A 21,424-nucleotide genomic window follows, 5' to 3' on the forward strand; every position below is an offset into this window, starting at 1 on the left:
CGCATGATCCTGACCCTGGCCCTTACCGCCTCGGCGATGGCCATCGCACCGCGCCTATCTTGGGCTGGTCATTCGCTTCCACCCGAATTCCGCAGGCAGCTTGAACATGACGCGAATGCGCCGATCTTCGGCAATCCTGACGGCGATGCGACTCTGATCGAGTTCTTCGACTATAACTGCCAGTTCTGCCGTGCGATGATGCCAGTGGTGGATGCCGTGTTAGGAGCCGATCCCGGCTTGCGGATGGTGATGCGGGAATGGCCGGTCTTTGGCGAGGGTTCGGTTTTCGCGGCCCGCGCGGCGCTGGCGTCGCGCAAGCAGGGCCGCTACGCCGACTTTCATCGCGCCTTGATGAGTCAGAAACCCCGGGCCGAAAGGGCCAGCGTCCTGCGTGTTGCGCGATCCATGGGTTTAGACACTCAGCAGTTGCAGCGCGATATGGACGGCCCGGAGATTGCCCAACATATCCAGCAGTCCAATGCGCTGGCCGAGGCGATGGGGCTTGTCGGCACACCCACCTTCATCGCCGGATCGGATTCGCGCTTTGGCGCCATTTCATCAACGGAACTGGCCGAACTGGTTGCGGCCTCGCGTGGCAATTGAAGCATTTCACGAAAGGACAACGCTTTGGATAATTCTGATCGACACAATAGCCACGGAAGCCAGAGCGGCGGAAGCTATGGCCGTTTTGCGGCGATGATCGCTACCTCGACGGTGATCATGTTCGGGCTGATGTATCTGAACACCTGGGCGATGGATCATGTCTTTTTCAGCCAGACCCGGATGTGGATGGCGCTTTACATGGGCGGCGCCATGGCGCTGATCATGCTGGCCTTCATGCTTGGGATGTATCGCAACCAGCGCGCCAATATGACCGTCGCAGGCCTTTCAATTCTGGCCTTTGCCCTCGGCCTGTTTCTGGTTCGCAGTCAGGCAACGGTCGATGATACCGCCTGGATGAAGGCGATGATTCCGCATCACTCGATTGCGATCCTGACATCCACCCGCGCGGATATCTCGGATCCTCGCGTGCGGGCGCTGGCGGACAGCATCATCGAGGCCCAGACGCTGGAAATCGCGGAGATGAAGGCGCTGATCGCCGATCTGGAAGGCGGGCCAGCGGCGACGCCCGAGGTCGATGGGCGCTGATGCGATACGGTTCGGCAATCGCGGATCCCGCTGCGCTTGCCGCATTCATCTGAAGGTACAACCATTACGAGGAGCAATCACATGCTGACACGCAGACATTTCATCCGAACGACGACGGCGCTGTTCGCGGCCTCCGCCGCCAGCCCGCTTATGGCCTCGACCTGGCCCGACGCGGCGCAGAAGGCCGCCTGGGATGCCGAGGTGGAAGCCGGCGGCCCCAATCCTTGGGGCCTGCACCAGCGTTTCCTGCCGCAGCGGATTGTCGCGAATGACGGTCTGGTGCCGGGCGATATCCATGTCGATGCCGTGGCCCGATACCTCTACCACATCGAAGAGGGCGGCACGGCGATGCGTTACGGCGTGGCCATCGGCCGGGGCGATCTTTACGAGCCGGGGACCTATACAATAAAGCGCAAGGCCGAATGGCCGCACTGGACCCCGACAAGGAACATGATCGAGCGCGAACCCGAGGTCTATGCGCAGTATGAAAACGGCATGGAGCCCGGTCCCCGGAATGCGCTCGGGTCACGGGCGCTTTATCTCTATCTCGGCGAGCGCGACACCTATCTGCGCATTCACGGCACGCCGTTTCCGACCTCGATCGGCAGCCGCGCCAGTTCCGGCTGCGTCCGCATGGTCATGGCCCATATCAACGGACTCTATCCACGCGTCCAGATCGGCGCGACCGCCTATCTCTATTCGCCGGTGGGCAGCGTGACGGCCATCAGCTGAACGGTCGCCCTCTGGCGAGGCCGGGCGTCAGGACGTACGCGCGTTGCAGATATGGTTGCCATTCGCGGCGCGCAGCGGCACCAGCGTCGTTTCGACCGGCCCGGCGTGGTAATACCAATAGCAGTCATCCGCCGGGTCCAGCCGGGCCGTGGTCAGGTCCTGATTGGAGCCGGCGATGGCGACGACCTCGTTCGGGATTGGATAGGGCGAGGCCTCCTCGACGGCGGTGCCGGTCGTTTGCGCCGTGCACCCGGCAAGGACGAACAGCGTCAGGGCGATGACGGCGGTTCTATTCTGCATGGGAAACTCCTTGGGTCGGTGGGTGGTGTCGCGCCGGGGTGTCACGGCGCGCTGTCTTTGGTAATTCGGCTCTGGATTGCGCGCTCCCGTTCGGGCCAAGTGGATTTGATATAGGTCAGAATGGCGCCGATTTCGGCGTCACCCATGACATCGCCGAAACCGGGCATGTCGCTTTCATACCCATCGCCGACCACGGCGGCGGTGCCGTTACGGACGATCTGTTCCAGAAGCGCGTCGGCGTGATGCCATGTGTGGCCGGTCTCGTCATGCGGGGGGGCCGGATAGCGGCCATTTGCCAGCGGGGTCTGCCAGTCCGGCTGACCCTCCAGATCGGCGCCGTGGCAACTGGCGCAGTTTTCAGCGTAGAGCCGCTGGCCAAGCGCGATCACGGCCTGATCCTGCACGGCTGCCTCCGTCGCCGCGCTGCCGCGCCAGAGGATCAGGATCGCAGCGGCCAGACCGACCGCCGCGATGAGGATGAGTGCGTTGCGCGTCATCTGTTACCCGTCCAGCGGGAAGGCGCGTCCGTCGCCGGCAATGCCACCCCAGGCGATGACCTCGGCGGTGGCCTCGACCCCGCCGCCCATGCCCGGCGAGCCGGCGGGCATCCCCGGCACGGCGATCCCGTTAATGTCGGGGCGCTGTTCCAGAAGCTGCCTTATGGCCGCGAAGGGCACATGGCCCTCGACGATATAGCCGCTGATCCGGGTCGTGTGGCAGGACCACAGGTTTTCGGGCACAGCGGCGTCGCGCTTCATGCCGACATAGTCGCTGGCCTCAGTGATCTCCACCTCGAACCCCGCCTCGATGGCCAGATCGGCCCAAGCGCCGCAGCAGCCGCAGCCGGGGTCCTTGGTGACACTCAGCAGGTTCGGCTTTTCGTCCGAACCGATGGCGGCAAAGGCAAGGGTGGAGGCTGTCGACAGTATCGCCGCGACCGCAAGGATCGCCCCGCGACGCGAGAAGTGATGATTGCTCATATCTGATGTCCTTCAGGATGTTGCGCGCCGTAGGGTCATTCATCCCTGTCATGGCGCAGTTGATCGGCTTGTGGCCCCTCGGGCCATTTGGCGTCAGAGAGCAGCGGATCGCGGAGGGGGCCGCGGCAAGCGCGGCCTGGCGGATTTCATATCTTGCAGCGGGGGAAAGTGTCGGATTCGGCGTGGCAAGCGGGCCGCGTTGGGCGTGATTTCGGCATTGCCGATGGCGGCACAGGCCGCACAGTCGCCATGTGGAGAATCCGGCTGCGTGGTGCAGCATTCATGCGCGACTGGCGACGCGGATGTTTCGGCCATCGAGGCCATCGACGATGCCTCCGCCGAGGCGGCGCCGGTCAGGGCCAGTGGCATCGTCACCGCCAGCATGACGGCAAGCAGTGCCGACAGCAGGAACCGCATCAGTCGCGCACCTTTTCCATCAGTTCGACGACCTCGCGGAACATCACCCGCTGACGGTCCTGATCGCCGGATTGGATCGCGTCTTCCATGCAGCTTCGGGCGTGATCCTCGATCAGCAAGCGTTCGACGCCGCGCAGGGCAGACCGGATGGCGGCGGTCTGGTTCAGGATGTCGACGCAATAGCGCCCATCCTCGACCATGCGCGAGACGCCCTGCACCTGACCGTTCAGGCGGGAAAGCCGCTTCAGGATCGCGTCTCGGTTCTGCTTGTCATGCGCCAAGGAGGGCTCCGAACTTCAACATCTGCGGCTTGTGCTATACCCTAAAGGGGTATAGAGCAAGTCTGATATACCCCCTATAGGTATCTGCCGGGAGAGAGTCATGGACCACAAGCACGATCATTCGCATGGGCATCACGATCACGGGACACACGGTGGCGCACAGGCACAGGCTGATTCTGGCAAGGCCATCGATCCGGTTTGCGGGATGCAGGTGAAGATAAAGCCCGAGGCCCGGCACCGCGACTATGAGGGACAGACCTTCTATTTCTGCTCGGACGGGTGCCAGTCGAAATTCGACGGCGATCCGTGGTTCTACGCCTCGGGCGCGGCGGCCAAGGTCGAAAAAACCGCCCCGGCGGGCACGCAATGGACCTGCCCGATGCATCCCGAGATCGTCCGCGACGAACCCGGCGCCTGCCCGATCTGCGGCATGGCCTTGGAGCCGATGATTCCCTCGGATGAACCCAGCCATGAACTGACCGATTTCACCCGCAGGCTGTGGGTCAGCGTGGCCGCTGCGGTGCCGTTGTTGATCCTGACGATGGGCGAGATGGTGGGCATTCCGGTCCGCGACTGGATCGGGCACCGCACCGCCATCTGGCTGGAGTTCCTGCTGGCCACGCCCATCGTGCTCTGGGCGGCGCGTCCCTTCTTTCAGCGCGGGTTGGATTCCTTCAAAAACCGCTCACCGAACATGTGGACGCTGATCTCGCTGGGGGTCGGCGCGGCCTATCTCTATTCGCTCTTCGCCACCTTCCTGCCGGGCATCTTTCCCGAGGAATACCGAATGGGCGGCATGGTCGGCACCTATTACGAGGCTGCGGTGGTGATCGTCGCCCTGGTCTTTGTCGGGCAGGTGCTTGAGTTGCGCGCGCGCGAACGCACCGGCGATGCGATCCGGGCACTGATGGATCTGGCACCCAAGACCGCGCGGCGCATCCTGCCTGATGGCAGCGATTATGATGCGCCGCTGGAAAACATCATGGCGGGCGACATGTTGCGGGTGCGGCCGGGCGACAGCATGCCGGTCGATGGCGAGGTGGTCGAGGGCCGTTCTTCCGTCGATGAAAGCATGATCACGGGCGAGCCGGTGCCGGTCGAGAAGGTGCAGGGCGACCGCGTGACCGGCGGCACGATCAACAAGAACGGCACGCTGGCGATCCGCGCCACCGATGTTGGCGCCGATACGGTGCTGTCGCAGGTCGTCCAGATGGTGGCCGGCGCGCGACGCTCCAAAGCGCCGATTCAGGGGGTGGCCGACCGGGTGTCCGCGATCTTCGTGCCTGCGGTCGTGGTGATCGCTGTTCTGGCCTTTATCGTCTGGCTGATCTTTGGCCCCAGCCCGTCCTATGTCTTCGCCATTGCCTCGGCGGTTTCGGTGCTGATCATCGCTTGTCCCTGTGCGCTTGGGCTGGCGACGCCGATTTCCATCACCACGGCGGCGGGGCGCGGCGCGCAGGCCGGCGTACTGGTCAAGAATGCCGAGGCACTGGAACTGATGGCCGATGTGGATACGCTGATCGTCGACAAGACCGGTACGCTGACCGAAGGCAAGCCCGCGCTGACCGATGTGACCAGCTTCGGCGACGTGTCCGAGGATGAGTTGCTGGCCGCAGCCGCCGCACTGGAACGCGCATCCGAACACCCGCTGGCCGAGGCGATCGTCGAGGGTGCGAAGGCGCGCGGGCTGAGCCTTGGCAATGGCGAGGAGTTCGAGGCCGTCACTGGCAAGGGTGTGATCGGCAAGGTCGATGGCCGCGATGTGGCGCTTGGCAATAACGCGCTGATGACCTCGCTTGGCATCGACTGCGACACCGGAGAGGACACCGCCGACCGTCTGCGCGGCGAGGGCAAGACGGCGATGTTCGTGGCGCTGGATGGCGGGCTGGCCGGTCTGGTCGCCGTGGCCGACCCGATCAAGCCCACCGCCGAGGCGGCAATACGTGACCTGCACGATCTGGGCATCAAGGTGATCATGGCAACCGGCGACAATGAACGCACGGCGCAGGCCGTGGCATCAAGACTGGGCATCGACGAGGTCCGCGCCGGAATGCTGCCCGAGGGCAAGAAGGATCTGATCGACGGGCTGCGCGGCAAGGGGGACAAGGTCGCCATGGCCGGCGACGGTGTGAACGACGCGCCCGCACTTGCGGCGGCGGATGTCGGTATCGCCATGGGCACCGGCGCCGATGTGGCGGTCGAAAGCGCCGGGCTGACCCTGCTGGGCGGCGATCTGACCGGCCTTGTCCGCGCCCGCAAGCTTGCCGTGGCCACCATGCGCAACATCCGACAGAATCTGTTCTTTGCTTTCATCTATAACGCAGCCGGGATCCCGGTGGCGGCAGGGATGCTCTATCCGGTCTTTGGCCTGCTGCTATCGCCGATGATCGCGGCGGCGGCCATGTCGCTGTCCTCGGTCTCGGTCATCGCGAATGCGCTGCGGCTGAAACGCGTGAAGCTTTAGAGTTGAGGGAGCGGCATGTGGGTTTGAAATTTCGGTTTCAGCCCGATCAGGGTACTCGAAAACAGGCTACGCGCCCCTGCTTCAGGGCGACTACATTAAAGACGACCGTTGGCAATGTGAGTCATCCTCTCAGGGAGCCTTTTCTTGCTGGCAAAGCGTGGGCCTCCTTTTGCTTGCGGATTTGCGATGCTGGAGAAAATCGTCTACCTCAACGCCACCTCAACCCTTGGCTGCAGTTTTCGCGCGTGTTGTGCCGCCCGATGTCGCTTGATCCGGTCGAATGACGGAATGGAAATCTTCAGAAATCAAATAGTTGTCGCGTAAGGCTATGAAATCGTTCAGTTTCTGATTTTCCCTTCTGATCGGCTCATAACCTGAAGGTCGTAGGTTCAAATCCTACCCCCGCAACCAGACTTTCCGACTGCGATCCAAGACCAGCCCTCGCCAAACGCGAGGGCTTTCGCATGTCCGGACAACCGCCACCCGCAGAGCCCTCCGCAATGCCAAGGATCCCGGCAAGCTCGCCCACCAGCTCCACATAGTGACCGCCCGGCGCAGCCGCATCAGGCACCATCCGGATCTCCCGGATCAGGCCCCGCAGGATCGGCTGGCAGACGCCTGCCGCGTTCGTCCGGACCTTCACCCCGCACCGGGGCCTGACGCTGCCCAACCCGCAAAGCTCCGCGCCACACACCATCGCTTAACCCGCCCAAACTCAAACCCGCAGGCGCGCTCACGCTGGATAAAGGATTGCGGCGAGGTCACCGAGGTTGGCGTTCAGCTGGCCTGCCGGAAGCTCAGTCTTTGCACGGGGCTGTCGGCGGCGAGAGTGAAGCTGCTGACCATCTTTGTCAGGTCGCGCACCTCGGCGTCCAGCAGGGAGCTGGTCGCATTCGCCTGTTCGACCATCGCGGCGTTCTGCTGGGTCACGTCGTCCAGATAGCGCACGGCGCTGTTGATCTCGGAGATGCTCAGCGACTGACGTTGGGCGGTGGCCGCCATCTCGATGACGATCCCCTCGATCTCGCTGAAGACGGCGACGATGTCGGCCAGCGCCTGATGCGTCGCGCCGACCAGGGAGACCCCATGCGTCGTCTGCTGGACGCTGCGGTCGATCAGCGACTGGATCGTGCGAACCGCCTCGGCCGAACGCTGCGCGAGGGCGCGCACCTCGGCCGCGACCACCGCAAAGCCCCGGCCGGCATCGCCCGCCCGGGCCGCCTCGACCCCGGCGTTCAGCGCCAGCAGGTTCGTCTGGAAGGCGATCTCGCTGATCACGCCGATGATCTGGCCCATCTCGCCTGCACTGGCCGAGACCTCGTCCATGGCGCTGCGGGTCTGGTCCATGATCTGCGTGCCGTGGGCCGCGACCTCGCGGGCGCGCGCGGCCATCGCTTCGGCCTTGCGGCTGCGCTCGGCGCTGTCGCGCACGGCGTCGGTCATCTCGTTGAGCGCGGCGGCCGTCTCCTCCAGGCTGGCCGCCTGCTGCTCGGTGCGGCGCGCCAGGTCGTCGGAGGCCGCGGCGATCTCTCCGGTTCCGTTGCCGATCTGGCCGGCCGAATGGCGCACCGATCCGATGATCGAGGCCAGCTGCTCGATCGTCTCGTTGAAGCGCGTGCGGGCCGAGAGCTCGGGGTCCAGCCGCGCGGTCAGGTCGCCCTCGGCCAGCCGCGACAGCGCCGTCGAGAGCGCGTCGAAGGCCTGCTGCTGGGCACGCTCGACCTCCTGGCGGCGCTGGTCGACCTGGTCCAGATAGGTCGAGATCGAGAGGTCGATATCCAGCAGCGCGGCGCGGATCAGCGCCGAGATGTCGGCCGCCAGACGCTCGCGCCCCGCGGTGCGCAGCGTGCGACGATCCTGCACCATGTCGCGGATCACCTGGTCCAGGACCAGGCCATAGCCGCCGATGTACCAGCGCGGCTCCAGTCCGATGCGGGCATGCACGGCGCCGATCCGGCGCACGGATTGACCGTAATCCTGTCCGTAATCGGCCGAGACGATCCGTGACCAATGCGCGGCCTGGCTGGCCCGGGCGCGGTCGGTATGGCTTTTGTCGGCGAAGAAGCCGCGCAGGACCGGGGTCGCCGCGACCTTGTCGTAGAACGCACCCAAGGCGGGGCCGACGCTGGCCTCAATCTGCGGGGCGAGGGCCTTCAGGCGGGCGCGGGTCGGGTCGTCCAGGCCAAGGAAGTCGAGGCGTGCCGCGATCTCGATCGAGGCGTTCGTGTCGTGGGTGATCACCGCTTATCCTTTCGCATGGCTCGGGCGGACCTTGGCCAGCATAGAACGCAGCGATTAAGGAAGCCTGAAGCCCGAACGGAAAAGTTCACATGCCGCGGTGGGGATGAGGTGCAGGATTCTGTTGCCAGGCTCCTGCGGGCCCCGCCTTACGCTGCTAGGCGCAAGGGCTTAGGTTTCGATCTTGCGGACTGCTTACGCAGCCAGCGCGACCGGAGCACGGTTGTCATTGGCAACTGTACGTTTTGCACCGATAACGGTGGTGGCTCACCGAGACAAAGCATAACCCCTTTAGACGTTCGTCGATCCTGTTTCGACCCCATTCGCCCCCAATGAGGGGTGGTTGGTGGAGTCGCCGGGTACCGCCCCCGGGTCCGATCCGCTTATTACGAGCGCGTTTATGTCCATAGTCCCGATCGCTCGGGACATCCCAGATATAGGACAGCGCGCGCCGCGCCGCAAGACGCTCAACCGATTGTCAGCGCCTTCGCGGGTCGCGGCCATTGCCCCCCGCCGGGCCGCGATGGCACAAGCGGGTCATGACACAGAACCCAGCCCCCTTCCGCGTCGATGCCGCGCTGATCGCGCTGCGCCGCATCCTACGCGCGACCGAGCAGTACGAACGCGACCTGGCCCAGGCCGCCGGACTGACCCCGGCCAAGCTGCGCGTCCTGCAGATCCTGTCGGGGCAGGAGGGCCGCCAGGCCACGCCCACGGCGCTGGCCACGCGCATGGGCGTCAGCCAGGCCACGGTGACGGCGCTGGTCGATCAGCTGGACCGGCGCGGCCTGACCGAACGGCGGCGTTCCAGCGCCGACCGGCGGCAGATGCACGTGATCCTGACCAGGGCCGGGACGGAGGCGCTGCGCCAGGCCCCCGATGCGCTGCAGCAGCAGTTCGTCAGCGGCTTTCACGCCCTGCAGGACTGGGAGCAGTCGCAGCTGGTTGCATCGCTGGAGCGGGTCGCGGCGATGCTGAATGCTCAGGGCATCGACGCCTCTCCGGTGCTGACACTGGGAGAGATCGACGCCCCGCGCTGAGGCGTCTCAGCCCTGCATGGCCCAGGGGCCGTGGTGGTCGTCCCGGCCGTCCAGCCGGTCGAAGCCATGCGCGCCGAAGAAGTCGCGCTGCGCCTGGACCAGGTTCGCGGTGCCGCGCGCGGTGCGCATCATGTCGAACCACATCAGCCCGGAGGCCAGCGCCGGCAGGGCATGACCCGCGCCGATGCCCTGGCTGACGACGCGGCGCAGCGCGGGCAGGGCGGTCTCGATCAGGTCGGCGAAGAAGGGCGCCATGATCAGGTTGCGCGACGGATCGTCGGCCAGCGCCTCGGCCATGTCGTTCAGCATGGCCGAACGGATGATGCAGCCCGCCCGCCAGACCCGCGCGATGCCGGGCAGGTCCAGCGTCCAGCCGAAGCGGTCCGACGCGCCCGCGATCATCGTGAAGCCCTGCGCATAGCACAGGATCTTGCCCGCGATCAGCGCCTGCTCCAGATCGTCCGCCTCCAGCGCGACCGGGGCGGGGGCGGCGCCGAAGCGGGCCTCGCCGGCCTGACGCTCCTCCAGGCGGGCGCTGACGTTGCGCGCCATGACGGCGGCCTCGATCACCGGGATGGGCGCGGAGAGGTGCTGCGCCTCGATCGCGGTCCAGCGGCCGGTGCCCTTCTGGCCCGCGCGGTCCAGGATCACGTCGGGCATGGCCGCGCCGGTATGGGGGTCGCGCGCCGCGGTGACCTTGGCCGAGATCTCGATCAGGTAGGAGGAGAGCGTCCCCTCGTTCCAGCGGGCGAAGACCTCGGAGATGGCGGGCGCCTCGAGGCCCATGCCGTCGCGCATCAGGCCATAGACTTCGGCGATCATCTGCATGTCGGCATATTCGATGCCGTTATGGACCATCTTGACGAAATGGCCCGCGCCTGCGTCGCCCATGCGCGCGGCGCAGGGGGTGCCGTCCTCCGCCTTGGCGGCGATCGCGGTCATCACTGGGGCGACGCGGTCCCAATCCGCCGCATCGCCGCCGCCCATGATGGCGGGACCGTGGCGCGCACCCTCCTCGCCCCCGGACACGCCCATGCCCAGAAAGCGGAAGGGCAGCCCGGCCGCCGCGCGGCGGTTGGTGTCGTGGAAATCGGCATTGCCCGCGTCGATAACCAGGTCATCGGGGCCAAGCAGCGGCGCCAGCGCGTCCAGCTGCGCGTCAACGGCCTCTCCTGCGGGGACCATCAGGATGATGGCGCGCGGCGCCTCGATGGCGGCGATCAGGTCCTCCAGGCTCTCGGTCGGCACGACGTTGCCCGCCAGCGGCCCGGCGCCCTGCGCAAAGCGGCGCGTCACCTCGGTCGTGCGGTTCCAGACCGCGATGGGAAAGCCCTTCTCGGCGATGTTCAGCGCCAGCGCCGCCCCCATCGTCCCCAATCCGATCAGCCCGATCTGCGCCTTGGCCATGTCTTTTCCTCGCCTCCGTTCCGGTTTCGGGGGATGTTTACGCTAGCGGTCCGGCAGAGTCACGGGGTCGGCCCACGCATGCGGACCCGCATCAGCGTCTGCAGCCCGGTCGCGACATGGTGGCGCGCGCCGTCGCGCAGGGCATGGACGTCCAGCTGGCAGATGCTCAGCGTGCGGCCCGACTTGATCACCCGGCCGGTGGCCTCCAGGCGCTCGCCCTGCGCGGGGTTCAGCAGGTTCAGCTTGAACTCTGTCGTCAGCACGTCGTCGGTCGGATCGAACAGCGTCATCGCGGCATAGCCGCCCGCCGAATCCGCCAGGGCCGACGTGGCCCCGGCGTGGAAATAGCCCATCTGCTGGGTCAGCTCTGGGCGGAAGGGCAGGTGCAGGACCACCGTGCCGGGGCGGATCGCGTCGATCCGCGCGCCAAGGTGGCGCATCAGGCCCTGGCTGTCGAAGCTGGACCTGATGCGCAGGGCGAGGGCGTCGGGAACGGTCGCGCCCATCACGCGCGCGCGCCCTGCGGCCTCAGCCGCGGCGCGACAGCAGCTGCAGCGCCAGCGTGCCGACGGCGATCTTGACGATGTCGCCCAGCAGGAAGGGGGCGACGCCCACCGCCAGCAGCCGGTCGGCCGGCACGAAGGCCGACAGCCAGATCAGGCCCGGCACATAGATCGCGACTGTGCCCGCCAGCATCGCCACGGCGCGCGCAGCCATCCCGCCGCGCGCGGCCAGCCAGCCGGTCACGACCATGGCCAGCGCCATGCCGATCAGGAAGCCCGTCGTCGGACCGGCCAGATAGGCCAGGCCCAGCCCACGCTCGGGCGAACCGGCAAAGACCGGCAGCCCGGCCAGGCCCGCGGCCATGTAGGCGCCCATCGCCGCCAGCCCCATGCGCGGCCCCAGGCCCGCCGCGATGACCAGCACGGCCAGCGTCTGCAGGGTCATCGGCACGGGCCAGAACGGCACCTGCACCTTGGCGCCAAGCGCGATCAGGGCCGCGGCGGCCAGCGTCAGGCCGATACGGGCGGTCAGGCCGTGGCCTGCGGGGCGGGTCTGGGTGAACTGCATGGGATATCCCCCTGTCTGTGGCGTGGTGTCCGTGATCCTTGAGCGACGCCCGGCGGCGACCGCGAATCACGCGGGCCCAAGGCCGACCGTCCTTGCGCGCCACACAAGCCCAAGGCGCGCCCGCGCACAAGCACGGATGCCGCAAAACCCGCTCGAATGGCACGTGGAAGCGCCGCCAAGACCTGCATGACATGCAGTTTTTTGCATCCAAGGAGCCTGTGCCAATTTGTCGCGATCTGCACTCCTTTGGGCGTTGCGCGGCGCAGGTGCCGAAACGGGCATACCTATTTACAGGGCGCGCGCGTCCCCCGCGCCACCCGGTGCGGCTTCACCGCCCTGACGGGCGGATCGGCATGCCCGCCGCGACTGTTTTCCGCCGATGAAGGGTGCTAAGCCCTTGGGCCATTGCATGCCGCGACAAGGGTTCGAGACATGGCTGACGATTATCGACCGGTTGAACGCGTGATGGGCGGGCCTGCGGGCTGGATCTCGATCGCGCTGCCGACGGTGCTGTTCGTGTACCTGCTGGGCTGGCTGCCGCAGGTCGTCCAAGGGCCGCAGGTTCTGGGCATTCCCTGGGTGCCGTCGCTGGACGTCAGCCTCAGCGTGCTGATGGACGGGCTCAGCCTGACGTTTGCGCTGTTGATCACCGGGATCGGTGCGGCGGTGACGCTGTATTCGGCCCGCTATCTGGGCGATCACCCGGATTATCCGCGCTTTGTCAGCTATCTGCTGATGTTCATGGTCGGCATGCTGGGCCTGGTCACGGCCGACAACCTGATCATGCTGTTCGTGTTCTGGGAGATCACGACCATCGCATCCTACCTGCTGATCGGCTTCAACGCCGACAGCGCCAAGTCGCGGCGGTCCGCGCTTCAGGCGCTGCTGGTCACGGGCACGGGCGGGCTGATCCTGCTGGCGGGCATCATCGTGCTGGGCACCGTCGCGGGCACGTTCCAGCTGTCCCAGATCCTGACCCAGGGCGAGATGCTGCGCGCCCATCCCTGGTATCTGGCCATCATGCTGCTGTTCCTGGCGGGGGCCTTCACCAAATCGGCGCAGGTGCCGTTCCATTTCTGGCTGCCCAACGCCATGGCGGCGCCCACGCCCGTCTCGGCCTATCTGCATTCCGCCACCATGGTGAAGGCGGGCGTCTTCCTGATGGCGCGCATGAACCCCGCTCTGGGTGGGACGGATGCGTGGTTCTGGACGCTGATCCTGTTCGGGGGCGTGACGGCGGTCTTCGCCTCGGTCATGGCGATGCGGCAGAGCGACATCAAGCAGGTGCTGGCCTATACGACGCTGATGGCGCTTGGCACGCTGACCATGTTCATCGGCGCGGGCACGCATTACGCGATCATGGCGGCGATGCTGTTCCTGGTGGTGCATTCGCTCTACAAGGCGGCGCTGTTCCTGATGATCGGCATCGTGGACCACGCCACCGGCACGCGCGAGGCAGGCGTGCTGGGGGGCCTCTCCAAGGCCATGCCGCTGACCGGGCTGGCCGCGGCGCTGGCCGCGATCAGCATGGCGGGCATCCCGCCGATGATCGGCTTCATCGGCAAGGAATTCATGTACAAGGCCGGGCTGGGGCTGGAGGGATTCGCCGCGCTCTGGGTCACGGGGATGATCTTCGCCGCGTCGGTCCTGATGTTCGCGGTGGGCGGCATCGTCGCGCTGCGCCCGTTCCGCGGCCCGCTGAAGGACACGCCCAGGACCCCGCATGAAGGCCCTTGGCCGATGCTGGTCGGTCCGCTGGTCTTGGGCGCGCTGTCGCTGGTCTTCGGCCTGCTGCCGGGTGTCCTGGGCCATTACCTGGTCGGCCCCGCGACGCATGCGGTCTTCGGCGAGGTGCGCGAGGTGCATCTCTATCTCTGGGGCGGGGTCAACATGGCGCTGATCCTGTCGCTGCTGACCTTTGCGGCGGGCTGGCTGGTCTACCGGGTGCATCAGCCCCTGCGCGCCCGCCTGGCCGCCTTCGAGGCCCGCAACCCGATCGACTTCGACGCGGGCTGGGACCGGCTTCTGGACGGGTTCAAGGCCTTCGCCGCCTGGCAGACCGCGCTGATCCAGACCGGTTCGCTGCAGCGCTACATGGCGGTGACCTTCGGCGCCTTTGTGGTGCTGGTCGGCGGCACCTATCTGCTGCGCGGCGCCTTCAAGGGCGTGCCGGTCCCGGCCGAGGGCGGCGTGCATCCCGTCCAATGGGCGGTGCTGGCGCTGATCGTGACGGGCGCGCTGCTGACCGTGTGGACGCACAGCCGAATGACGGCGGTGACGGGCATGGGCATCACCGGCATCGGCGTATCGCTGATGTTCATCATGTTCAGCGCCCCGGACGTCGCCATCACGCAGCTGCTGGTCGAGGTGCTGGTCGTGGTGCTGATCGCGCTGGCGATGCTGCGCCTGCCCTATCTGCCGCGCCGCTCGAAGACCGCGTTCCGCAAGGGCCATGCGCTGATCGCGGCCGGGGTGGGCAGCGTGACGGGCGCGCTGCTGATGTCGGTGATGGCCACCGACTTCGACCGCCGCCTGACCACCTATTTCGAGGCAACCTCCTATCCCGAGGCGCATGGCCGCAACATCGTCAACGTGATCCTGGTCGATTTCCGCGCGCTGGACACGTTCGGAGAGATCACCGTGGTCGCCATGGCCGCCATCGCCGCCTTCGCCCTGCTGCGCGGCGCCCCCCGCCGCGACAAGGAGGAGAGCTGAGATGCAGTCGCTGATCCTGACCACGACCACGCGCCTGCTGGCCGCGCTGCTGATCGTCTTTTCGGTCTATGCCCTGCTGCGCGGCCACAACCTGCCCGGCGGCGGCTTCATCGGCGGGCTGATCGGGGCCACGGCCTTCATCCTCTACACTATCGCCACGACCGTGGACGAGGCGCGCCGCGCGCTGCGCATCGACCCGTCGAACCTGGCGATGGCGGGCCTGGGCGTCGCGGCCCTGGGCGGCATCGGCGCGGCCTTCGCGGGCCAGCCCTTCTTCACCGGACAATGGCTGTTCCTGTTCCGCGACGGCGACAGCTATGTGCCACTGTCCACCGTGCTGGTTTTCGATATCGGAGTCTACATGGCCGTATTCGGCGGAATCCTGACCCTGGTCTTTGCCCTGGAACAGGAGGTCTGACGATGGAGCTGCTGCTTGCCCTGTCGGTGGGGATCCTGGTCGCGACCGCCGTCTATCTGATGCTGGACCGCAACGTGCTGCGCTTTCTGTTCGGGCTGGTGCTGCTGTCGAACGCGGTCAACCTGACCATCTTCGCCAGCGGCCGCCTGACGCCGGGCGCGCCCCCGCTGATCGAGCCGGGCGACTATGCGCCCGCCGGGGTCGTGGCCAACGCGCTGCCGCAGGCGCTGGTGCTGACGGCGATCGTGATCGGCTTCGGCCTGATGGCCTTCACGCTGGCGCTGGTCTATCGCACCTACATGTCGCTCGGCACCGTCAACAGCGACGAGATGCGCGTCGCCGAACCCGCCGACGCGGGCAAGGAGGCCGGGAAATGAGCTGGCTCCTGGTCTATCCGATCCTCATTCCGCTGCTGACGGCGGTGCTGTCCTACCTGTTCCGCACCACGCCCGCCGGGCGCTGGATCTCGGTCGCGGGGATGGTCGCGCTCTTGGTGGCCAGCATCGCGCTGATGGCGCAGGTGCTGGAGCGGGGCGTGGTCGCGGCGCAGATGTCGAACTGGCCCGCGCCCTTCGGCATCACGCTCGTCGCGGACCTGCTGGGCGGGGTGATGGTCGTCATCACCGCCATCACCGGGCTTGCCACCGTCGTCTATGCCCTGTCCGAGATCTCGCCCCGGCTGGAGCGGCTGGGCTTTCACGCCCTGCTGCACACGCTGCTGATGGGGGTCTGCGGGGCCTTCGTGACGGGGGACCTGTTCAACCTCTATGTCTGGTTTGAGGTCATGCTGATCTCCAGCTTCGGCCTGCTGGTGCTGGGCGCCAGCCGCGAGCAGCTGGACGGCGGGATCAAGTATGTCCTGCTGAACCTGGTCTCGACCGTGATGTTCCTGGCGGGGACGGGGCTGCTCTATGGCATGACCGGCACGCTGAACATGGCCGACCTGCACCTGGCCGTGCGCGAGGTCCAGAACACCGGCCTGCTGACCACGGTCGCGGTGATGTTCATGGTGGCCTTCGGGGTCAAGGCGGCGCTGTTCCCGCTGTTCTTCTGGCTGCCCGCCTCCTATCATACGCCGCCCGTCGCGGTGTCGGCGATCTTCGCGGGCCTGCTGACCAAGGTGGGCGTCTATGCGCTGATCCGGGCCTTCACGCTGATCTTCGATCAGGACGTGGCCTTCACGCACACGATCCTGCTGTGGCTGGCGGTGTTCACCATGGTGACGGGCGTCCTGGGCGCGGCCGCGATGAACGACTTCCGGCGCATCCTGTCCTTCCACATCATCAGCCAGATCGGCTACATGATCCTGGGCCTGGCGCTCTATACGCCCCTGGGGCTGGTCGGCGCGGTCTTCTATCTGGTCCACCACATCATCGTGAAGGCCAACCTGTTCTTCGTCGCCGGCGTGGCCAAGCGCATCGGCGGATCGACGGACCTGGCGCGGCTTGGCGGGCTTTACGCCCATGCGCCGCTGCTGGCCTTCCTGTTCCTGATCCCGGCCTTCTCGCTGGCGGGCTTTCCGCCGCTGTCGGGCTTCTGGGCGAAATACGTCGTGGTCAAGGCCGCGCTGGACCTTCAGATGTGGCTGGTGGCGGGCGTGTCGCTGGCGGTGGGCCTCCTGACGATCTTCTCGATGACCAAGATCTGGGGTGCGGCCTTCTGGCCGGCCCATCCCGACGGGATCAAGCCGCGGCTGTCGGACCTGCCGGCCTTCGACCGGGTGGCGTTGATGGGGCCGATCATCGGGCTGGCTGTGCTGACCTGCGTGATCGGCCTCTATCCCGAACCCTTCATGCAGTTCGCCGAACGGGCGGCGGGGCAGCTGCTGGACCCGACCGACTATGTCGAAACCGTGCTGGGGGTGCGGCCATGAACATGTTCGCGATCAACGTCGTTCTGGCCTTCGCCTGGATGGCCCTGACGGGCGGGCTGACCATCGGCGGGATGATCACCGGATTTCTGGTCGGCATGGGCGCGATGTGGATGGTCCGGCCGCTGTTTCCCAAGACCGGACATTACTTCCGCCGGCTGTATTGCGGCGCGCGCCTGGCGGTGATGTTCGTCTACGAGCTGGTCGTCAGCGCCATCCCGGTGGTGCGCGACGTGCTGACGCCGGGCCAGTCCTCGCAGCCCGCGCTGGTCGCGGTGCCCATCACCATGACCACCGACCTGCAGATCACGCTGCTGGCCAACTTCATCACCCTGACGCCCGGCACGCTGACGCTGGACGTCTCGGAAGACCGCAAGACGCTGTATGTGCACGCCATGTTCGGCGAGGACCCCGACGCCATCCGCGCGCAGGTGCGCGACCGCTTCGAGGTCTGGATCCGCGAGGCGACGGAGTAGAGCCATGATCCTGTCCTATGCCATCCTTCTGGGCTTCGTCCTGGTCATCCTGGGGGTGATCCTGGCGGCCATCCGGCTGGTGCGCGGGCCGTCGCTCGCCGACCGCATCGTCGCGCTGGACCTGATGACGGTGCAGCTGGTCTCCTTCGGGGGGCTGGCGGCGCTGCAATCGGCCAGCGCGGGCTTTCTGGACGTCGCCGTGGTCCTGGCGCTGGTGGGCTTTCTGGCCACCGTGTGCCTGGCCCGCTATCTGGAGCGCCGCATCCTGCTCAAGGCCGAGGAGCTGACATGATCACCGACATCATCATCGCCGCGCTGGTCGTCGCGGGGGGCGTGTTCTGCTTTGCCGCGGGCATGGGCGTGCTGCGCCTGCCGGACCTGCTGACGCGGATGCATGCCTCGACCAAGGCGGGCACCCTGGGGTCCGGGCTGATCCTGGTCGCGGTGGCCGTGGCCTTTGCCGAGACGACGGTGATCGCCCGCGCGCTGGCCGCGATCCTGTTCCTGCTGATGACCGCGCCGGTCGCGGCGCATCTGATCGGCCGGGCGGCCTTCCGCACCGGGGTGCCCATGGCCCCGAACACCCGCTGCGAGCCGGGCGTGGCCGAGGCGCTGCGCGCGCGACCGGAGGATGACGGTCCCCGCTGAGGCGCGGGGTCGCGGCGTCAGGTCTTTCCAAGCCGCGCCGCGGGGCGTAATGCTGATGGCTTGGCGGACGAACCGCCCGACCTGAAAGAGCGCATGAGCCACGACATCACCATCATCACCCGCACCGAGGACCTGGCCCGCTTCTGCGAGGCGGCCAAACAGGCCCCCTACGTCACCGTCGACACCGAGTTCCTGCGCGAGCGGACCTACTGGTCCAAGCTGTGCCTGATCCAGCTGGCGATCCCGCCGGCATCGACCGCGAAGACCTCCGGCGGCGATGCCGTGCTGGTCGATCCGCTGGCCGAGGGCCTGTCGCTGGAGCCGCTCTACGACCTGTTCCGCCACGAGCCGACGGTCAAGGTGTTCCACGCCGCCCGCCAGGACCTGGAGATCTTCTATCACGACGCGCAGCTGTTCCCGGTGCCGCTGTTCGACACCCAGGTCGCGGCCATGGTCTGCGGCTTCGGAGAGCAGGTCGGCTACGAGACGCTGGTGCGCAAGATCGCGCGGGCCGACCTGGACAAGTCGTCGCGCTTCACCGACTGGTCGCGCCGGCCGCTGTCGGATGCGCAGGCGGCCTATGCGCTGGCCGACGTGACCCATCTGCGGGTGATCTACGAATTTCTGTCGGCCGAGCTGAGGAAGACCGGCCGCGAGGCCTGGCTGGCCGAGGAGATCGCGGTCCTGGAGGACCCGGAGACCTATATCACCCGCCCCGAGGAGGCCTGGCTGAAGGTGCGCACCCGCACCAATTCGCCGCGCTTCCTGGCCATCCTGCGCGAGCTGGCGCGGTTCCGCGAGGCCTATGCGCAGGAGCGCGACATCCCCCGCTCGCGCGTCTACAAGGACGACGCGATGATCGAGCTGGCCTCGACCAAGCCGCTGACCGAGGCCGATCTGGGCAAGTCGCGCCTGCTCCTGCGCGAGGCGCGCAAGGGCGACATCGCCAACGGCATCCTGGCCGCGGTCAAGGCGGGCATGGAATCGAAGGACCTGCCCCAGCCCAAGGGAGAGGAGCCGGGCAAGCCCGGCAATGCCGCCCTGTCGGACCTGCTGCGCGTGCTGCTCAAGGCCAAGGCCGATGCGGCGGGCGTCGCGCCCAAGCTGATCGCCTCGTCTTCGGAGCTGGACGCGATCGCCACCGGCAGCCGCGACCTGCCCGCGCTGCAGGGCTGGCGCGCCGATGTCTTCGGCCGCGACGCGCTGCGCCTGGCGGGCGGCGAGATCGCGCTGTCGGCCAAGGGCGGCGCGGTCAAGGTCGTCCCGGTCGGCTGAGATGACGCCCCCGCCCGTCCTGCTGACGCGACCCTGGCCCGAGGATGCCGAGGACATGGCGGCGGCGCTGGCGGATTGGGAGGTCGTGCGCTGGCTGACCACGCTGCCCTGGCCCTACGGGCCGCAGGATGCGCGCGACTTCATCGCCGTCGCGCGGCTGGAGGAGCACGCGATCCGGCAGGGCGGCCGCCTGGTCGGCATGGTCGAGGCGGGCCGGCAGTTCGGCATCTGGATCGCGCCCGACCGGCAGGGGCAGGGCATCGGCCGGCGCGCGGGCGTTCTGGCCCTGTCGCGCCTGTTCCGGTCGGGGGCCGAGACGGTGCAGGCGCATTGCCTGCTGGGCAACCACCGCTCGGCCCGGCTGCTGGACCGGCTGGGCTTCGTGCCGCAGGGCCGGGCCGTCCTGACCTCGCGCCCCCTGGGGGCCGAGGTCGAGGCCGACCGGCTGGTCCTGGACCGCGCCACCTTCCACCGCCGCCACGCCATCGCGCTGGACACGCCGCGCCTGCGCATCGAACCCATGGCCCCGTCGGACCTGCCCGCGCTGCATGCCATCGTCACGCGACCCAACGTGGCGCGGATGCTGCAACGCTATCGCCCCGACATGACGCCGCAGGAGGTCGCGCCCCTGCTGTCGCAGGCCGCGATGCGGCTGGCGGTGCGGCGCGACGGGCGGGCGATCGGATCGGTCGCGCTGCTGGAGGGGCCGGTGCCGCGGATCAGCTATTTCCTGGACCCGGACCATGCCGGGCAGGGGCTGGGACAGGAGATGGTCGCGGCGGTCTTTGCCGAACTGGTCGCGCGGTTCGATCCGCCGCAGATGCTGGCGGACGTGTTCCTGGACAACGCGCCGTCGCGCAAGATCCTGAAGAACCTCGGCTTTCGCCGTCTGGAGGATGCCGACCTGCCGACCCTGGGCCGCGACGGCCCGGCGCGGGCGGCGCAGTATCGCTGGACGCCCGGCCTGCTGGGCTAGGCCTCCGGGTCCGACAGCGGCTGGATCACCCGGAACAGCGCCCGGCGTTCCTCGGGCGTCTCGGCTTGGGAAAAGCCGCGATGCGGGGTTGCCGGGCGCGGCGGGGTGGGGGCGGGCCTGCCGCGCGGCCCGAACTCGGCCATGCCCTCGGCAAAGCCGATGGCCGAGGGCGAGGGCGCCAGCGTCGTGCCCCCGTCGATGATCGGCATGACCTCGTCGGTCACGATGTCGAAGCGGCGCGGCGCGATGCCGGTGTCGCCCTCGGCCACCAGGCAGCCCAGGGCGCGCGTCACGTCCCCAAGGTCCGATCGCAGCGGCAGCAGCAGCATCTGCGCCGACAGCTGCGGGCGGGCGTAATCGGCCTTGCCGTTCAGCGTCAGCCGCGCGATCTGCGGGGCCTTGAACACGCTCTCCAGCACGTCCGAGAACCGCCCGCGCGAGCTGGTGTTCAGGAAGGCGCAGATCGGCATGCCGCGCACCTCCATGCCCATCAGGTCGATCAGGTGCCGCCCCGCCAGACGCATCCGCCCCGCGCCGGGCGCGATGCGCTCCAGGATGAAGGCGTAGTCCAGCGTGCGCGCGATGCCGCGCGGGTCCACGTCCGAGCGGGCCGGAATGGCGCGCCCGCGACGCAGCCCGTCCCAGTATTCACGCATCTCTCGCAGGATGCGATCGGGCTTGCAGGCCTCGTAATCGCGCAGCTGCACGACGCGGTCCCGATCCTCGCGGGGCGTCGACATCGGGGGGATGTCTGATCCGTCAGTCCGGTCCGACACGGTCAACCTTTCACCATCATCCGGCCAGGGCCGGTCACTCTGTTCGCATGCCCCATCCTAACGCCTGAACGGGGCATTCGGACAGTGAATTTATGAACGGATGGTTAAGATGCGCGGGTTGCGCGGGTCTTGACCAAGGCGGCCCGGCGTTGCATCCCCGAGGGCATGACGCACAATGCCGGGAACGCCGC

The 21,424-nt window shown here is 67.4% G+C and carries 24 protein-coding genes and 1 other RNA gene; 14 read left to right on the forward strand and 11 right to left on the reverse strand.

Annotated features, from left to right (window positions below; genetic code table 11):
* Positions 1–3 precede the first annotated feature (3 nt).
* The 3 genes from AC2SGK_RS13090 (at position 4) to AC2SGK_RS13100 (ending at position 1,881) form a co-directional block, all read left to right on the forward strand.
* The gene (locus AC2SGK_RS13090; RefSeq protein WP_488323959.1) at positions 4–603 is read left to right on the forward strand and encodes a DsbA family protein; all 600 of its coding nucleotides are present in this window, start codon (positions 4–6) and stop codon (positions 601–603) included.
* A 93-nt stretch (positions 604–696) separates the two neighbouring features.
* Positions 697–1,149: a DUF305 domain-containing protein gene (locus tag AC2SGK_RS13095; RefSeq protein WP_010400332.1), complete on the forward strand. Its 453-nt coding sequence runs from the start codon at positions 697–699 to the stop codon at positions 1,147–1,149.
* An 81-nt stretch (positions 1,150–1,230) separates the two neighbouring features.
* A complete protein-coding gene (locus AC2SGK_RS13100; protein ID WP_265502507.1) occupies positions 1,231–1,881 on the forward strand; it encodes a L,D-transpeptidase in 651 nt (216 codons plus the stop codon).
* Between the two features lie 27 nt (positions 1,882–1,908).
* Here the strand turns inward: AC2SGK_RS13100 and AC2SGK_RS13105 are convergent, their stop codons facing one another.
* From AC2SGK_RS13105 to AC2SGK_RS13125, 5 genes are all read right to left on the reverse strand, one after another.
* Positions 1,909–2,181 carry a hypothetical protein gene (locus AC2SGK_RS13105; RefSeq protein WP_488323960.1) on the reverse strand — a complete coding sequence of 91 codons (273 nt, stop codon included), beginning with the start codon at positions 2,179–2,181 and terminating at the stop codon, positions 1,909–1,911.
* Between the two features lie 41 nt (positions 2,182–2,222).
* The gene (locus AC2SGK_RS13110; RefSeq protein ID WP_488323961.1) at positions 2,223–2,678 is read right to left on the reverse strand and encodes a c-type cytochrome; all 456 of its coding nucleotides are present in this window, start codon (positions 2,676–2,678) and stop codon (positions 2,223–2,225) included.
* A gap of 3 nt (positions 2,679–2,681) precedes the next feature.
* Entirely contained in the window at positions 2,682–3,161 is a 480-nt protein-coding gene (locus AC2SGK_RS13115; protein WP_488323962.1) for a DUF411 domain-containing protein, read from the reverse strand.
* Positions 3,162–3,254: 93 nt separating this feature from the next.
* The gene (locus AC2SGK_RS13120) at positions 3,255–3,578 is read right to left on the reverse strand and encodes a hypothetical protein (RefSeq protein ID WP_488323963.1); all 324 of its coding nucleotides are present in this window, start codon (positions 3,576–3,578) and stop codon (positions 3,255–3,257) included.
* Positions 3,578–3,859 carry a metal-sensitive transcriptional regulator gene (locus AC2SGK_RS13125; RefSeq protein WP_101459771.1) on the reverse strand — a complete coding sequence of 94 codons (282 nt, stop codon included), beginning with the start codon at positions 3,857–3,859 and terminating at the stop codon, positions 3,578–3,580. The genes AC2SGK_RS13120 and AC2SGK_RS13125 overlap by 1 nt, the downstream gene beginning before the upstream one ends.
* A 100-nt stretch (positions 3,860–3,959) precedes the next feature.
* On the opposite strand from AC2SGK_RS13125, the gene AC2SGK_RS13130 reads away from it, so the two are divergent.
* Positions 3,960–6,323 (forward strand): heavy metal translocating P-type ATPase, encoded by a 2,364-nt coding sequence (locus tag AC2SGK_RS13130; protein WP_488323964.1) that lies wholly within the window; start codon positions 3,960–3,962, stop codon positions 6,321–6,323.
* Between the two features lie 777 nt (positions 6,324–7,100).
* Here AC2SGK_RS13130 and AC2SGK_RS13135 read toward each other — a convergent pair.
* Together AC2SGK_RS13135 and ssrA are read right to left on the reverse strand one after the other, a co-directional pair.
* Positions 7,101–8,564, reverse strand: a complete 1,464-nt coding sequence (locus tag AC2SGK_RS13135; protein WP_488323965.1) for a methyl-accepting chemotaxis protein — start codon at positions 8,562–8,564, stop codon at positions 7,101–7,103.
* A gap of 107 nt (positions 8,565–8,671) precedes the next feature.
* Positions 8,672–9,027: a transfer-messenger RNA gene (gene ssrA, locus AC2SGK_RS13140) on the reverse strand.
* Between the two features lie 73 nt (positions 9,028–9,100).
* Here ssrA and AC2SGK_RS13145 point away from each other — a divergent pair.
* Positions 9,101–9,601, forward strand: coding sequence for a MarR family winged helix-turn-helix transcriptional regulator (locus AC2SGK_RS13145; protein WP_488323966.1), 501 nt, complete (start codon positions 9,101–9,103; stop codon positions 9,599–9,601).
* 6 nt (positions 9,602–9,607) lie between these two features.
* Here AC2SGK_RS13145 and gndA read toward each other — a convergent pair whose 3' ends face one another.
* Genes gndA through AC2SGK_RS13160 form a run of 3 tightly spaced genes read right to left on the reverse strand, consistent with a single transcriptional unit; the run spans position 9,608 to position 12,079 of the window.
* Entirely contained in the window at positions 9,608–11,008 is a 1,401-nt protein-coding gene (gene gndA / locus AC2SGK_RS13150; RefSeq protein WP_488323967.1) for an NADP-dependent phosphogluconate dehydrogenase, read from the reverse strand.
* Positions 11,009–11,067: 59 nt separating this feature from the next.
* The gene (locus AC2SGK_RS13155; protein ID WP_488323968.1) at positions 11,068–11,514 is read right to left on the reverse strand and encodes a PaaI family thioesterase; all 447 of its coding nucleotides are present in this window, start codon (positions 11,512–11,514) and stop codon (positions 11,068–11,070) included.
* A 22-nt stretch (positions 11,515–11,536) separates the two neighbouring features.
* Positions 11,537–12,079 (reverse strand): biotin transporter BioY, encoded by a 543-nt coding sequence (locus tag AC2SGK_RS13160; protein ID WP_488323969.1) that lies wholly within the window; start codon positions 12,077–12,079, stop codon positions 11,537–11,539.
* 432 nt (positions 12,080–12,511) lie between these two features.
* Between AC2SGK_RS13160 and AC2SGK_RS13165 the strand changes: the two genes are divergently transcribed.
* The 9 genes from AC2SGK_RS13165 (at position 12,512) to AC2SGK_RS13205 (ending at position 20,457) form a co-directional block, all read left to right on the forward strand.
* Complete coding sequence (locus tag AC2SGK_RS13165; protein WP_488323970.1) at positions 12,512–14,794, forward strand: putative monovalent cation/H+ antiporter subunit A; 2,283 nt, start codon at positions 12,512–12,514, stop codon at positions 14,792–14,794.
* Between the two features lies 1 nt (position 14,795).
* Positions 14,796–15,212: a Na+/H+ antiporter subunit B gene (locus AC2SGK_RS13170; protein ID WP_411838952.1), complete on the forward strand. Its 417-nt coding sequence runs from the start codon at positions 14,796–14,798 to the stop codon at positions 15,210–15,212.
* Between the two features lie 2 nt (positions 15,213–15,214).
* Positions 15,215–15,589, forward strand: coding sequence for a Na+/H+ antiporter subunit C (locus tag AC2SGK_RS13175; RefSeq protein WP_488323971.1), 375 nt, complete (start codon positions 15,215–15,217; stop codon positions 15,587–15,589).
* Entirely contained in the window at positions 15,586–17,085 is a 1,500-nt protein-coding gene (locus tag AC2SGK_RS13180) for a Na+/H+ antiporter subunit D (RefSeq protein ID WP_488323972.1), read from the forward strand. Before AC2SGK_RS13175 ends, AC2SGK_RS13180 begins: the two co-directional genes overlap by 4 nt.
* Before the next feature lie 2 nt (positions 17,086–17,087).
* Entirely contained in the window at positions 17,088–17,558 is a 471-nt protein-coding gene (locus tag AC2SGK_RS13185) for a Na+/H+ antiporter subunit E (protein WP_488323973.1), read from the forward strand.
* Between the two features lie 4 nt (positions 17,559–17,562).
* Positions 17,563–17,850: a monovalent cation/H+ antiporter complex subunit F gene (locus tag AC2SGK_RS13190; protein WP_411838956.1), complete on the forward strand. Its 288-nt coding sequence runs from the start codon at positions 17,563–17,565 to the stop codon at positions 17,848–17,850.
* A complete protein-coding gene (gene mnhG / locus AC2SGK_RS13195; protein ID WP_488323974.1) occupies positions 17,847–18,206 on the forward strand; it encodes a monovalent cation/H(+) antiporter subunit G in 360 nt (119 codons plus the stop codon). Before AC2SGK_RS13190 ends, mnhG begins: the two co-directional genes overlap by 4 nt.
* 105 nt (positions 18,207–18,311) lie before the next feature.
* Entirely contained in the window at positions 18,312–19,481 is a 1,170-nt protein-coding gene (gene rnd / locus AC2SGK_RS13200; RefSeq protein ID WP_488324022.1) for a ribonuclease D, read from the forward strand.
* A gap of 1 nt (position 19,482) precedes the next feature.
* Positions 19,483–20,457: a GNAT family N-acetyltransferase gene (locus AC2SGK_RS13205; protein ID WP_488323975.1), complete on the forward strand. Its 975-nt coding sequence runs from the start codon at positions 19,483–19,485 to the stop codon at positions 20,455–20,457.
* Here AC2SGK_RS13205 and AC2SGK_RS13210 read toward each other — a convergent pair.
* The gene (locus AC2SGK_RS13210) at positions 20,454–21,197 is read right to left on the reverse strand and encodes a PAS domain-containing protein (protein ID WP_488323976.1); all 744 of its coding nucleotides are present in this window, start codon (positions 21,195–21,197) and stop codon (positions 20,454–20,456) included. The genes AC2SGK_RS13205 and AC2SGK_RS13210 overlap by 4 nt on opposite strands.
* Positions 21,198–21,424: the final 227 nt, after the last annotated feature.

This window comes from Paracoccus sp. NIOT.M2S5SZ12, from assembly GCF_057748165.1.

What these genes read in the sequence shown, in the direction of transcription:
- AC2SGK_RS13090 (WP_488323959.1), top strand. Translation starts at nt 4, where the DNA reads ATGATCCTGACCCTGGCCCTTACCGCCTCGGCGATGGCCATCGCACCG.
- AC2SGK_RS13095 (WP_010400332.1), top strand. Translation starts at nt 697, where the DNA reads ATGATCGCTACCTCGACGGTGATCATGTTCGGGCTGATGTATCTGAAC.
- AC2SGK_RS13100 (WP_265502507.1), top strand. Translation starts at nt 1,231, where the DNA reads ATGCTGACACGCAGACATTTCATCCGAACGACGACGGCGCTGTTCGCG.
- AC2SGK_RS13105 (WP_488323960.1), bottom strand. Translation starts at nt 2,181, where the DNA reads ATGCAGAATAGAACCGCCGTCATCGCCCTGACGCTGTTCGTCCTTGCC.
- AC2SGK_RS13110 (WP_488323961.1), bottom strand. Translation starts at nt 2,678, where the DNA reads ATGACGCGCAACGCACTCATCCTCATCGCGGCGGTCGGTCTGGCCGCT.
- AC2SGK_RS13115 (WP_488323962.1), bottom strand. Translation starts at nt 3,161, where the DNA reads ATGAGCAATCATCACTTCTCGCGTCGCGGGGCGATCCTTGCGGTCGCG.
- AC2SGK_RS13120 (WP_488323963.1), bottom strand. Translation starts at nt 3,578, where the DNA reads ATGCGGTTCCTGCTGTCGGCACTGCTTGCCGTCATGCTGGCGGTGACG.
- AC2SGK_RS13130 (WP_488323964.1), top strand. Translation starts at nt 3,960, where the DNA reads ATGGACCACAAGCACGATCATTCGCATGGGCATCACGATCACGGGACA.
- AC2SGK_RS13145 (WP_488323966.1), top strand. Translation starts at nt 9,101, where the DNA reads ATGACACAGAACCCAGCCCCCTTCCGCGTCGATGCCGCGCTGATCGCG.
- gndA (WP_488323967.1), bottom strand. Translation starts at nt 11,008, where the DNA reads ATGGCCAAGGCGCAGATCGGGCTGATCGGATTGGGGACGATGGGGGCG.
- AC2SGK_RS13155 (WP_488323968.1), bottom strand. Translation starts at nt 11,514, where the DNA reads ATGGGCGCGACCGTTCCCGACGCCCTCGCCCTGCGCATCAGGTCCAGC.
- AC2SGK_RS13160 (WP_488323969.1), bottom strand. Translation starts at nt 12,079, where the DNA reads ATGCAGTTCACCCAGACCCGCCCCGCAGGCCACGGCCTGACCGCCCGT.
- AC2SGK_RS13165 (WP_488323970.1), top strand. Translation starts at nt 12,512, where the DNA reads ATGGCTGACGATTATCGACCGGTTGAACGCGTGATGGGCGGGCCTGCG.
- AC2SGK_RS13170 (WP_411838952.1), top strand. Translation starts at nt 14,796, where the DNA reads ATGCAGTCGCTGATCCTGACCACGACCACGCGCCTGCTGGCCGCGCTG.
- AC2SGK_RS13175 (WP_488323971.1), top strand. Translation starts at nt 15,215, where the DNA reads ATGGAGCTGCTGCTTGCCCTGTCGGTGGGGATCCTGGTCGCGACCGCC.
- AC2SGK_RS13180 (WP_488323972.1), top strand. Translation starts at nt 15,586, where the DNA reads ATGAGCTGGCTCCTGGTCTATCCGATCCTCATTCCGCTGCTGACGGCG.
- AC2SGK_RS13185 (WP_488323973.1), top strand. Translation starts at nt 17,088, where the DNA reads ATGTTCGCGATCAACGTCGTTCTGGCCTTCGCCTGGATGGCCCTGACG.
- AC2SGK_RS13190 (WP_411838956.1), top strand. Translation starts at nt 17,563, where the DNA reads ATGATCCTGTCCTATGCCATCCTTCTGGGCTTCGTCCTGGTCATCCTG.
- mnhG (WP_488323974.1), top strand. Translation starts at nt 17,847, where the DNA reads ATGATCACCGACATCATCATCGCCGCGCTGGTCGTCGCGGGGGGCGTG.
- AC2SGK_RS13205 (WP_488323975.1), top strand. Translation starts at nt 19,483, where the DNA reads ATGACGCCCCCGCCCGTCCTGCTGACGCGACCCTGGCCCGAGGATGCC.
- AC2SGK_RS13210 (WP_488323976.1), bottom strand. Translation starts at nt 21,197, where the DNA reads ATGTCGACGCCCCGCGAGGATCGGGACCGCGTCGTGCAGCTGCGCGAT.